The 11,984-nt window shown below is 58.4% G+C and carries 12 protein-coding genes and 1 pseudogene; 6 read left to right on the top strand and 7 right to left on the bottom strand.

The features are described from left to right. The first annotated feature begins 100 nt into the window (after window positions 1-100). The 3 genes and pseudogenes from HU727_RS04350 to HU727_RS26010 all read left to right on the top strand — a co-directional run. On the top strand, window positions 101-1,471 hold the full coding sequence (locus tag HU727_RS04350) for a hypothetical protein (protein ID WP_186528435.1): 1,371 nt from the start codon (window positions 101-103) through the stop codon (window positions 1,469-1,471). A 232-nt stretch (window positions 1,472-1,703) separates the two neighbouring features. Further along, window positions 1,704-2,633, top strand: a complete 930-nt coding sequence (locus tag HU727_RS04345) for a halovibrin HvnC (protein WP_186528434.1) — start codon at window positions 1,704-1,706, stop codon at window positions 2,631-2,633. A gap of 49 nt (window positions 2,634-2,682) precedes the next feature. Beyond that, window positions 2,683-2,763: pseudogene (locus HU727_RS26010) on the top strand (cbb3-type cytochrome c oxidase subunit I); the annotation flags it as partial. Between the two features lie 78 nt (window positions 2,764-2,841). On the opposite strand, the gene HU727_RS04340 reads toward HU727_RS26010, so the two are convergent. After that, window positions 2,842-3,333: a hypothetical protein gene (locus tag HU727_RS04340; protein WP_186528433.1), complete on the bottom strand. Its 492-nt coding sequence runs from the start codon at window positions 3,331-3,333 to the stop codon at window positions 2,842-2,844. Between the two features lie 736 nt (window positions 3,334-4,069). Between HU727_RS04340 and HU727_RS25670 the strand changes: the two genes are divergently transcribed. Both HU727_RS25670 and HU727_RS04330 read left to right on the top strand, forming a co-directional pair. Next, window positions 4,070-4,489, top strand: a complete 420-nt coding sequence (locus HU727_RS25670; RefSeq protein ID WP_225919770.1) for a hypothetical protein — start codon at window positions 4,070-4,072, stop codon at window positions 4,487-4,489. Window positions 4,490-4,783: 294 nt separating this feature from the next. Next, entirely contained in the window at window positions 4,784-5,476 is a 693-nt protein-coding gene (locus HU727_RS04330; RefSeq protein WP_186528432.1) for an aspartate/glutamate racemase family protein, read from the top strand. Between the two features lies 1 nt (window position 5,477). Here HU727_RS04330 and HU727_RS04325 read toward each other — a convergent pair whose 3' ends face one another. Further along, window positions 5,478-5,996 (bottom strand): GNAT family N-acetyltransferase, encoded by a 519-nt coding sequence (locus tag HU727_RS04325; protein ID WP_186528431.1) that lies wholly within the window; start codon window positions 5,994-5,996, stop codon window positions 5,478-5,480. Window positions 5,997-6,524: 528 nt separating this feature from the next. On the opposite strand from HU727_RS04325, the gene HU727_RS04320 reads away from it, so the two are divergent. Then, on the top strand, window positions 6,525-6,884 hold the full coding sequence (locus HU727_RS04320; RefSeq protein WP_186528430.1) for a DUF6124 family protein: 360 nt from the start codon (window positions 6,525-6,527) through the stop codon (window positions 6,882-6,884). A gap of 127 nt (window positions 6,885-7,011) precedes the next feature. Here the strand turns inward: HU727_RS04320 and HU727_RS04315 are convergent, their stop codons facing one another. From HU727_RS04315 to HU727_RS04295, 5 genes are all read right to left on the bottom strand, one after another. After that, the gene (locus HU727_RS04315; RefSeq protein WP_186528429.1) at window positions 7,012-7,992 is read right to left on the bottom strand and encodes a LysR family transcriptional regulator; all 981 of its coding nucleotides are present in this window, start codon (window positions 7,990-7,992) and stop codon (window positions 7,012-7,014) included. A 164-nt stretch (window positions 7,993-8,156) separates the two neighbouring features. Further along, window positions 8,157-9,104, bottom strand: coding sequence for a peptidylprolyl isomerase (locus HU727_RS04310; protein WP_186528428.1), 948 nt, complete (start codon window positions 9,102-9,104; stop codon window positions 8,157-8,159). After that, on the bottom strand, window positions 9,101-9,571 hold the full coding sequence (locus tag HU727_RS04305; protein WP_186528427.1) for a YbjN domain-containing protein: 471 nt from the start codon (window positions 9,569-9,571) through the stop codon (window positions 9,101-9,103). The genes HU727_RS04310 and HU727_RS04305 overlap by 4 nt, the downstream gene beginning before the upstream one ends. 17 nt (window positions 9,572-9,588) lie before the next feature. After that, window positions 9,589-10,218, bottom strand: a complete 630-nt coding sequence (locus tag HU727_RS04300; protein WP_186528426.1) for a DNA repair protein — start codon at window positions 10,216-10,218, stop codon at window positions 9,589-9,591. 17 nt (window positions 10,219-10,235) lie between these two features. Then, on the bottom strand, window positions 10,236-11,933 hold the full coding sequence (locus HU727_RS04295; RefSeq protein WP_186528425.1) for a putative porin: 1,698 nt from the start codon (window positions 11,931-11,933) through the stop codon (window positions 10,236-10,238). Window positions 11,934-11,984: the final 51 nt, after the last annotated feature.

Below are 11,984 nucleotides of genomic sequence, written 5' to 3'. Positions count from 1 at the left end.
CCCCGACCTGTCAGATCTGACAGGTGTCTCCCTGCGTTTTCTCTTGTTCAATAAGCTGCCCGGCGTGAAACCGGACCGCCGATAACAGGAGTGCATTCAAATGACCAACGCATTGGTAATAGCCAAGGTGATCATCCCCGGATGGGTAACTCCGGTTGACCATCCGGGCAAGCCAGAAGGGGGAGTACCGCTGTCATTGCGGACCTCTCAGGGTTTACAGGTCTGGATCGATCCCTGGTTAAATATGAGCTCCGGTGACAATGCCAAGCTGCTGAGCAACGGGAGCGCGACAGGTATCGGGAAGACTATTCAACCGGGAGAGGAGAACAAGCGGTTCATCTTGTACTTGCCGGATATTCTTAACGACGGCATCAATGGTCTGCAGCTGGCAGTCACTCGTCTAGGCAGTTCCACTCCCGAAACCTCGGCGCCACGCACCTTACTTTACAACCTGCCGCGCCCGGGGGGCGAGGTGTCCGGGTCAGGCGACAACCCATTTCTCTATATGACATTGCCCATTGACGTCGTCACCCATGGTGTCGATGCAGCCCGCGCCGCCAAGGGCGTGGACGTCACCTTGCGCTACACCTCCCTGCGTGCGCAGGATGTCATCACACTTCAATGTGATGGCAGGGATGTAAACCACACCGTTACGACTCAAGAGGCTTCTGCCGGGCTGGTGGTCATCACTTTGTTCACGAACGACTTCTGGCAAGACAACCCCCGGTTTACCTTGCGTTATCGGGTCACGGACCAACTCGGCAATACCTCTGGCCCGGATGCGATATGGTCGAGTACAACCTCCATCGATGTGCATGTGAAACAGCCCGTTCTGGATTTACTCGCACCCAAAGTGCTGGAGGCCAAGGAAGCGAACGGGACGACTTTGAATTTCGAGAAAGACTTTTATGACAATGCTCACGCCACCGTGGTCGTGAACTACCTGGGTTCCAATGTTGGACAAACCGTCAGAGTCCAGTGCATCGGACGCGCCGAAACTTACCTTAGCGATATACAACCAGTGACGTCTGCCGGGCAGATATTGACGTTTCGGATCCTTCGTCGAGTGATTGTTGACTCGATCGGCCACAAGATTGAGTTCAAATACACGGTCAGGCTTCCAGGCACCACAGAAGATCTTCCTTCCAAAGACCTTGACGTCAGCATCCTTCGCCAGAAACATTTACTCGGTGTCCCCACAATCAGTTCAGGTCTGGACAATCTCAGGCTATATGCCCCGAACCCTCTCGAGGCAGCTTATACAGTCCGTATCTCGTTAACCATTGATGGTCAGCAAAGGCTCGACAGCGTAGAGGCAACCTATATTCAGGGTCCTTACATGAGCTTCTCAATTCCACCGGGCTGGGTGAGCAACAACCGCGGCAAGACAGGCTATTTTAACTACTCCATCAGACGCACAAGCAGTTCGGACGCCATCATCTTTTCGCCGTATTTGAAGGTTTCCCTTTAAAGGGGTCATTTCAAGGCACAGGTTCACTACTGCGGGGCCACATGCGTGCCAATAGCAACTTTGCGTAGCATTTTCAACTAGTGCAACGGGCTCCGCAACTTTCAGATTTAACCTGGCAGGTCAGGCGTACTAGTTCCACCCTTTTTAACCGGCACTGATTTAGGCGCCGAGAAGTGAGCCACCTGAAAAACACTTATCGCTATCCACGATAGATATCAATAAGGAAATAATCATGCACAAGTTAATTGCATCACTATTACTCACCCTGCTGTTGGGTTGCTCCCAGACGACTATTCAGCCGCCGGACGTCATCGACGTCAAAGGGGTACAGGTTCTAAACGGACCGGCAATCGCCGAGCAACTGACGACGTTGTACGATCTTAAACTTCCCAATTGCAACAACTCCGACGCGCAACCTGCCTTCCTGTGCTCCGGAGTAACCCTGCGAGTCACGGTGAAAGACCCCGCCAACAAATACAAGGTTTGGGATCCGAGCCCGCAATCGGTGAAAAGTGGAGGCGTGTCGTTTTCCTATTTGCGCCAGGATGCTAACTTCAGCCGCCTCGCCTGGGGCAATGGCAATGGTTATATGCTCTATCCGATTTTTGGAGCGCCCGCCGACAAGGAAGATCTGGACTATCGTTGCATTTATCCGTACGACGCGTGGACGTGGACACGCTCAGACACAGCTGTTTGCGTCGCCCACCCCACCTACCCCGTACAAAGTCAGCTCTGCCATAACGCCGGGGTGACCTCGGCCGAGCAGTGGTATGTGGTGTGGAAAATCCCGGGGGGGACTCCCAATCAGCGTCAATGCGGTTTCGATATCTCGGACGATCGCAATCAACTGGCTGGCCCGGCGTTCTATCAATCCATACGAGCCAGAGCGTTAGCGGCTGTGACGGGGGTAAACGAACATAATGAAGTACTGATAAAAACCTGGACTTCACGCAATCCGAACACTTTTCCGATCATGGCGTTCTTCTTCATCGCCGGAGGCTCCAACGCGGGGTTGGCGGATGCCCAATACAACCAGAAGGACTTTTACAACTCTACCAGCCCGAAAATGGTGGTGCCGATCATTCGGCTGACACCTGCGACAACCGTCGCCGGGAAGGCGACGTTCACCTACATTACAGCCGATCAGGTAGTAACGCCCTGAGTTGATGAGTTGAACATCACGTGTCCAAGGTCATTGGCCCCGAGCGAAGGCACCATTCTGGCTAGCGACCATCGGCACGGTTTCGTACATTGCGTGGATGTGGCGGGCGATCAACGAGGACGGCACGCTGATTTCCTGAAACTGAAAAGCCCCCTACCTGCTCCCGTTCCCCTTTTCGAGGAGAGGAGAAGGTCGGGGGCTTTGGGTCTCAAACGCGGTCACGCGGAATCAAGCTTTGTAGCTGCAACGCCAAAAAATTCTCATCAAACACAAACATATCCGGATCCTTCAACCCGTTGGTCTTGCGCCACTGCCACTGCCCATCCGGCAACCCGACCAGCGAAATACTCCCATAACGCGCCGCCGTCAGCCCCGCCACCGCCAGCGAAATCTGCCCGCCACTGCCCATCACATCCGGCACAAACTCCACCGATTTGCCGGCAATCACGATGCTCAGCTTTTCGGTGTTGAAGGTCGACGTCTCCACAGGAATGCTCGGCCCGAACGCCACATACGGTTCCCGACTCACCTCCAGCAAACCCGGCGTCTGCACCGGTTCGAGCCATCGCTGAATGTGCCCGAACAACTCGGTGATCCGTGCGGCCCAGGTTGCCGATTGCGTCTCGAACAGTTGCTTCTTGTGCGCTTCACTGTCGGCATAGTGGCGAAGCATTTCGCCCAGTTGCTGTACATCGTTCATGAACACGGTCCTCGATTAGCCTGTGAGAACGGATAGTGGCAGATCAATGCGCGTACGTACGTTTAAGTTCCACGCCCCATTAAACCGACAGACGGTAGAAATTGTTGTAATTACCTGTCAGTTCTGACAGGTGCACTGGACAACCAGGTTAACGTTTAATTGCATAGCGAGGATGTTGCCGCCGCGACGACAAATAAACAGGACGCATGGAACAGCAAAATGAAAAATTTCATTCTTTCAGTTTCGATTGCCACCCTCTTGGGTTGTGCCCAAACGGCCACACACCCACCGATCGAGCATAGGGCCAGCAACAATTCGCAAGTGGCCATGACTGGCCCGCAAGTCGTCGAATGGCTAACCACCTTGTACAACTCGAAATTCCCAGAACTGTCATGAGTCCGCCAACCAGCCCGCCTTTCTTTGTTCAGGCATCATCTTCCGGGTCACGGATAAAAAGCCAGGTGAAACCCACCACGTCTGGAACCCGAGTCCGACGTCTGTCAAGAACAACGGCGTTTCATTTTCCTACCTGAGGGCGGACTCAAAATACGGCCGCGTCGCCTGGGGACACGGCAACGGCTACATCCTTTATCCAATATTTGGCGCCCCGCAAGACAAGGTCAATCTCGATGTATTGTGTTCATTTCCAATCGATGGCTGGACTTGGAACCGCACGACACCTTGCGGTCATCACGCTTCGTATCCGGCAACCAGCCAACGCTGCCAGAGTGCAGGAGTGACCACTGCCGAGCAGTGGAAAAGCGTGTGGGACAACTCACCCAATAGCCACCACATCCGCCAGTGCGGCTTCGATGTTTCAGAGGCGACCGGCAAGCCGGCCGCGATGCCTTTCTATCAATCGGTGAGAGCGCGTGGAATGTTGAGCCAGAATCCGACGCATTTCACTGAACAGAATGAATTAGTAATCAAGACCTGGCCGCAAAATCTGCAAGACACCCTACCGCTCATGGCGTTTTTCTTTATCGCCGGCGGAAGCAATGCCGGTTTGGCCGAAGCTCGGGGTAACCAGCAGGATTTCTACAATTCCACCACCCGAAGGATATGGGTGCCCGTCATCCGCCTGTTTCCTCCCTCGACCCCTGCCAGCGAGGCCACGTTCCAGTACGTCGAGTCCGACCAACTGGTCAAGCCTTGAGAGCCCATGCATCAGCGAATCTCAAGAAAGAAATCAACGTCGGGGGGTACTTTTCCTGCCGACACGGAGACAGGCTTAATAGCGCAGATTTTCACTTCGCTCAAGAGCGATGGAGTGGCCACAAGTTTTGCCGACCTGCCGGCGGATTTCAGGCATTAGCTTGCTGGAAAACATCGTGACACTTGTAATAACGATGAGCGATACAGTGGATGTCCGACTGGCCAATCACGGTGAATAATCGCAAACTTCGGGCTGGCCTTGATCAAATGACAAGCCACTACCCGAGGAACTCAAATGCGCACCATCGGCCTTATCGGCGGCATGAGCTGGGAGTCCAGCGCCGAATACTATCGCCTCATCAACCAACAGGTTCGCGATCGCCTCGGGCCGCTGCGCTCGGCGCGATTGCTGATGCACAGCGTCGACTTCGGCCCGGTTGAACAGGCCCAGCACACCGGGCGCTGGGATGATGCAGCGGCGATTCTGGTGGATGCGGCGCGCCGGCTTGAAGCGGGTGGCGCCGAATGCGTGGTGCTGTGTACCAACACGATGCACAAGGTCGCGGAGCAGATTCAGGCCGCGATCAGCATTCCGTTTCTGCACATTGCCGAACCCGCGGCGCAAGCTGCTGTAGACATCGGAGCACGCACCGTAGGGCTGCTCGGCACCGCGTTCACCATGGAACAGGACTTTCTCAAGCAACGCCTCATCGACCAGGGCCTGACGGTGTTGGTGCCGGACGAAGCCGAGCGCAAGGACGTGCACCGGATCATCTATGACGAACTCTGCGTCGGCGTGATCAGCGAAACCTCACGCCAGACCTACCAGCGGGTGATCGAATCTCTCACTGCGCGTGGCGCTCAGGCGATCATCCTCGGTTGTACCGAAATCGGCCTGCTGATCAAACCCGAACACAGCGCCCTGCCCCTGCTTGACACCACCGAGTTGCATGCACAGTCGGCGGTGGCGTTCGCCTTGGGCGACTGATTCAGGTTTTCGATGAACCGCACAGACGGGCCATGCTCAGGGTGTCGACCCACTGCCCGTCGCGTACCGCGTAATCGCGAAACAGCCCTTCGGGCTCGAAGCCGAACTTGCGATAGAGGCCGATGGCCGCCTCGTTATCGGCGTAGACCGTGAGTTCGACGCGGTGCAGGTTCATCCAGTTGTCGGCGACGTCCAGCGCTGCCGACAACAGTTTCGAACCGACGCCCTTGCCCTGCCATGCCACCGCAACGGCCATGCCGAAACTTCCAGCGTGGGCGCGACGCATCCGTGAATACGCCTCCAGCCCCAGATTGCCGATGACCACGCCCTGGTGCAGCGCCACCAGTTTCAACGCGCGTTCATTGTCGGCTTGAAGTCGCTGACGCCAGACTTCGCTGGACTGGAACGGCATCTGCAGCACTTGTCGCGCGACAGCGGGGTCGTTGTAGAGCGCGGTGATGCCTTCGAGGTGGGATTCGGTGGAGCGTTCGAGGTGGATCGTGGGGGTTGGGTCTGCCATGGGGGATCTGTCCGTGATCTGAGTATGGCTGCTTACTCTAAACCGCCGACCTGGAAACTGGCGAGATTAAAAATTGTGGGAGCGAGCCTGCTCGCGAAAGCGGCCTCACCCCCAACACATGTTTCCCGGCACGAACGTCTACCGTGCAGTCGCCATTTTTTCGCCTTTTAAACTCCACTGTTTAAAAGACACCTCCAGACACGCCTTCCAGGCTACAACTTCTTGCGCCATTGCCTACAGCTACGCCAGAATCCGCCGGCTTGTGCGCCTTGGGGGCGGGTTCTATTGTGGTCCGGTCGCTGACGAATCAGCGATCGGGTTTAGCGATCCGACACCTTACAGACGCACCAACGCCCAGTCTCAATTGCAGTTTTTCGGATCTGCACTTGATGTCATGGTGGCTGTGCGTGGGAGACCTTCGGGTCTACCCGGGGTTTCTGTGACCCGGATCGCTAACCTGCGTACAGCCGCCACCTTTACTTGTTTAGCGATGAGCCGTGGCGGCTAAATCAACCACGGAGTCTCACAATGATCAAACCAACACCCAACCCACCCGAAACCGCCCCCACCTCCCCTTACGAATCCCTCGACTCAAAAAAACTCCATCAAGCCGCCGACCGCGCCCTCGACCATTACCTCTGCCCACCCGGCTCGACTCCACCGCCGTACAGCCCCCGCGCGATGTACGCCGTCACCGCCGACACCAAAAACGAAGACCTGCTGGCCAACGCTTGCGAAACCCTCGCCTCCGCCAAAACCATCGCCCAGGAATTCGCCGGGCTGGTGAAACCGTCGCAACGCCGGACGCTGATGGGGATTGCACAGCTGATCATGCTCGGGGAACTGGCGGTGAATCGGGTGCTGGATAATCTGGAATTGCCGCAGTAGCAGGTCTCACGACAGGCTCTGAATAAGGCGCCGGCAATGCCGACGCCTTCGCGGGCAAGCCCGCTCCCACAGGGGATTTGTGCCGCTCCCGCGGCTGCGGTTACACCGCCGAATTTGTGGGAGCGCATCAGGGCTCGAACCATTCGTGGCGTTCGTTGAAGGTGTGGTGGACGAGGTCGGTGAGGCTCTGGACTTCGGGCAGGTGTTGCGAGTCAGCGTTGACCGCGAGCCACGCGTGTAGCTGCATCGGTCGGGCGAATAATCCGGGCAGCGCGATGAGGCCACGGTCGAAGCGGCTCATGTACGCCGGCAGCAACCCGATGCAGGCGCTGCACCGAATCATCTCCAGCATCAAGTCATACGACTGCATCTGCACCACCCCGGCCAATCGCCGCTCCACCAGCTCATTCCACGGCCGAAAGCTTTCAACCTGTCGATCAGGCTGCCATTGCACCAGCATGAAGTCGGCGAGGTCTTCGGGGCTTTCCGGGCGGGCTGTCACCCGCGAATAGCGTTTGGCGATGTGCGGCAGGTAGTCGAGTTGCGCGAGGCGTTGTGGTTCGGTGGTGGCGAAGGTCGGGCCGGGATGTACGGTTTCGCCGTTGGCCAGCCAAAGGAGTATGTCCGCGTTGACGGTGTGCAGGGACACTTCGCTGTCGAGGGCGATGATTTCCAGGCGCAGGCTGGCGTTGCGACGCAACAGTGAAATGAGGTCGCGACCGAGGATGTCATGGAGGATGGATTCGGCGATGGCCAGGCGGATCAGCGGTTGCTGGATCACCGGGAGTTTGCGTTCATGCGCCAGGGTGATGAGTCGGGCCTGCAATTGCTGGCCTTCGCGGGTCAGGCTGAGGGCGCTGCCCTGAAAGTTGAACAGCGAACGTTGCAGTTGCTGTTCGAGTTGCGCCAGTTGTTTGCGCAGCAGCGTCGAGCGCACATTCAGGCTGCGTGCGGCCTGCATGAAGCAGCCGCAGCGGGCGCTGACAAGGAAGTATTGCGCGACGTCGCTGTCGATGGTCGCGGCATGGTTGACCCATGGTTCGGGTTTGCTTTCAGAGGAGCGGTAATCGCTGAGGTTGACGCGTCCTGCGGGTTCGGTGAATGACATTGATGACTCCCTGTCGATCTATGTGATTGTTCTGAATACACCGGGATCTCTTGTGGGAGCGAGCCTGCTCGCGATGCGGTGGGTCACTCAGCGCAACGTTGAATGTGCCGACGCCTTCGCGAGCAGGCTCGCTCCTACAGGGGAGACTGGTGGTGTGGGTGAGGTCAGTGTTTTCCCTCAACGACTCTGTTCAGTTCGGCGCCGTCGATGCTCAGGGTGGCGGTGTTGAGCATGCCGTCCAGGTAGGCCTGGGCGATCTGTTCCTGACGCTGGGCACGCAAGGCCTGGGTCAACTGATCGCGTAGTTCCTCCAGCGTCGCGGTGCGGGCCGGTTGTTGCTCGGTGAGTTTGATTACGTGGAAACCGGCGGCGCTTTGTACCGGATCAGACACGGTGCCGACCTTGAGTCGCGCCACCGCGCCCCGCACTTCGGGCACCAGCTGTTGCAACGGTTGCAGCCCGGTATCGCCACCCCGCTCTGCCGTCACTCGATCCTGGGAATACTGGCTCGCCAGTGCCGCAAAATCACCCGGCGCCGATTGCGCTTTCTTGCTCAGATCGAGCGCTTGCTTGCGCACCGTTTCCACATTCGAAGCATCACTGAAACCAAGGAAAATCTGACTGACCCGGTACAGCGCCGGCGTCTGCCAGTTGGCCTTGCCTGCGTCATACGCCTTCTGCAAATCAGCGGCCGCTGGATAGTCCGCCGGCACCTGGCTGACCGAACGCAGATAATCGCGAAAGATGATCTGCTCGGTCGCCGCGCGAGTCTGCAGGGCGACGTCCGGGCGCTGCGCCCAACCCTGCGCGTCCGCCTGTTCGAGCACCGCTTTTTCGGCCAGACGCGCTCGAATCCAGCGCTCCAGCGCTTCGCGATTGCCCCGCAGTTGTTCGCGAGTCTGCGCAGGCACTGTCGCCAGCATCGCCTGTAGCTCGTCCGGCGAAACCTGTTGATTGCCCAGCCGCGCCACTGCTGGCCCCGCCGCAACCGCCGTGACCGGGGTCGATTGCTGGGCGGCCACCGGGTCACTGCCCGGTCGCAGCACCAGCGCCACGGCCACCACCAACAGCGCCACCGCTCCGGCGCCGATTACCATGGCAGGCTTTTTCACAGCGCGACTTCCTGTTGTTCTGTGGTGACGACTTTCGCGGCCTGCGCGGTCGGCGCCTGGCTGAAATCACGCAGATAAACGATGAATTCCTGCAACAGGCGATCCCATAATTCGAGGTTGCCGCGCAAGTGATCGTTGCTCACGCCCGCCGCCAGCACCACGTCCATTTCCATCACCAGAAACTCGCCCTGCAACGACAACCGTGCAAAACGGCGAGTGGCGTTCCATTGCTCGGCCACGCCCTGCGGCAGCTCACCCTGCACACGCAGCGCGCAACTGAAGGTGAAATCGACATAGCTGCCCTGCTCCGCCGCCGGATTGCCAAAACGCACGGCATAACCGATGCCCTGGCTGGCGCTGAGCAATTGCACGATGCCGTTCTGTTCGGTCTGGTTGACGCGATAACCGGCGGCTTGCAGCACATCGGTCAACGATTGCGGGGAAACATGGCTGATCAATTGAGTCATTACGTCTTCCTTGTCTATCAGTGTGAGAGCGCGGCTTGCGGCGCGTCGAATTGAGTCTTGTAGAGCTCGTCGCCAAACCCCTGGGCCAGTTCATCGAACTTGACCCGGGCGCTGCCCGCGAAGGGCTGGCGGATTTTCATGACCTCGGCCACATCGATGTTTTCGTAGGCGGTGAGAATCTGTTTGGCGACGCCGTACATTTGCTGATTCTTGACTGAACATTGCTGCACTTGTGTGTCACGTTCAGCCAGTTGGACTTGCAGTTTCGATCGCTCCGCCTCTTTGGCGCGGGCCATGACCAGCAACTCCTCATAGGCCTTCTTGAACTTGCCGGTCTGTTCGGTGCTGGCCGCGACTTGCGCCTGAGCCTGACTGTGGAGCGCTTGCTGCTGCCCGTTCAGTTGCTCGGCGAGGCCTTTGGCCTTGGCCAGTTCTGCGCTCAACTGCTTGATCTGCGTCTGCGCGGCCTTCGCTTCATTCTGCGCCGCCAGTTGCGCGGCGCTGGCCTGGGCCTGCTGACTTTGCAGGGCCTGCAGTTGCTGAGTGGTGCTGCGCAATTGCGTGCGCAAACGCTCCTCCATGCCTTCAGCGCTGACCGAAGTTGCGACCAGCAGGCCGAGCCCCAGCAACACAAAACGAGTTTTCATGACACTCTCCCGGCGCTTTAGAAGCGCGTGTTGATCTCAAGCTGCAAGACATCGATATCGAACGGCGCGCCGTAGACCGCTTCGGTACTCATCCAGCGACCCGTGGCGTAGACGTTCTTCGCCAACCCGTAGTTGCCGCCCATGAAATAGCCCTTGGCGTTGGTGCCGCCGAGGTGGAAGGTCGAGTCGTTGAAGCCATCCGGCAAGGCATCCGGCTGGATGTATTTGTAGCCGGCGAACAGGTTCCAGTCGCCCTTGCGTTTGAGGTCGAGCGCGTTGCCGAGGGTGAACTGCACCATCCACGCGTTGGCGCCGCTTTCGATATCGCCATTGCTGTCGAGGTTGTTGACGATTTGCCCGGCGGAACGCTTGCGCATCTCGCCTTCGTCGTAGCTGAGGTTGTGGATGTAGTTACCCTGGCTGCGCAGTTTGAAATCTTCCGGCAGGTCGGCATCCCAGACCATGTTGAGATCAAGCAGATTGAACTCGGACGCCAGACCGACGAATTGCGGCTGCGGCGTGGCGGTAGGATTGAGCGGGTTGGCGGTGATGTCGCGCAGCAGGAAGACGCTGTTGCCCTTCTGCATGAACGCCGCGCGACTGCCATCGCTGTCGCAGCCCGGCGCACCCGCCCAGGGTTCGCATGGGCTGGATCGCTGGCCTTGAATGTCGTCGAAGCGGTAGTAAGCCAACGCGCCCTTCAGGCGGTTGTTGCTGTTGATCGCCCATTTCGCGCCCAGTTGCGCGCCGTACAGCCACTTGTTATCGCTCTCCTCCTTGTCGAAGCCGTTGCTGCTGGCGGTGTCGCTGGTGTAATCCACTGGGAACGCACCGAGGGTGCCGAACACGCCCCAGTCGCGGTTGAGCTTGTGGTCGAAAATCGCTGCCACACCGTCGAAGTTGAGGTCGTTGGAATAGAGCATGTCGGTGGACATGAACGGGTTGGCAAAACGGCCGCCGGTCAGCGTCAGCTCATCCATGGGTTTCCAGGTGAGGTAGCCCTGATCGAGCCAGATATCTTTTTTGGCGAAACCGCCGCCAAGGCTCTGCGTGGTCGAAACCGGGTTGTTGTCCGAGCCGGTGCCGATGCGAATACCGGCGGTCCACTCAGGCGAAATCTCGGCTTTCATGCCCAGGCGCGCGCGCAGACGAAACAGGTTCTCGCGGTCTTCGCGGGTGTTGAGCAGCGGCGGCAGACTGGTGCTGCTGTTGGGGTTCACGTCGTACGGGCCATTGTTGTTGAGCTTGGCGAAGTCGACGATTTCGTTGCTGTTGTTGCCCGAGTAGTAACGCGATTCGCTACGCAGACGAATGTCGCCATCGAAGCTGATGCGCGCGGCCCATTCCGGGAAGCTGTTGGGCGCCGCCCAGTTTTCCTGCTTGGCGGTGGCCATGACTTCAGCCTTGACCTGATCACGGATCTGATCACGCACCGCTGCCGGCACGTACTGCACGCGCACATCCCCCGGCGCCGCAACGGGACCTGCCGCCACGGCGGTGGAGGCCGCAGCCTGTTTGGCCTGGGCCGCTTCGTTCTGCGCCTGAGCGATCAGCGCGTCTGCCTTGTCCTGTTTCAAAATGCCCTGCTCGACCAGCAAGCGGATCAGATTGATCGTGGCGTTTTCCGAGGGCGCAGGCGCTGCCGCGGCCTGACCGACGAGGGTCGCAATGACCATGCCGACCGCCAGAGACAATCGATTCACGTTGGAAATCATCTGCACACAACTCCTTTTGGCAAAGCTCAAGGCTTGGCAATAAATAGTGAG

It is taken from the genome of Pseudomonas khorasanensis, from assembly GCF_014268505.2.
In the GTDB taxonomy this organism is placed as follows: Bacteria; Pseudomonadota; Gammaproteobacteria; order Pseudomonadales; family Pseudomonadaceae; genus Aquipseudomonas; species Aquipseudomonas khorasanensis.
Note: the sequence above shows the minus strand (reverse complement) of the source record. Positions and strands in the feature narration are given on the sequence as shown.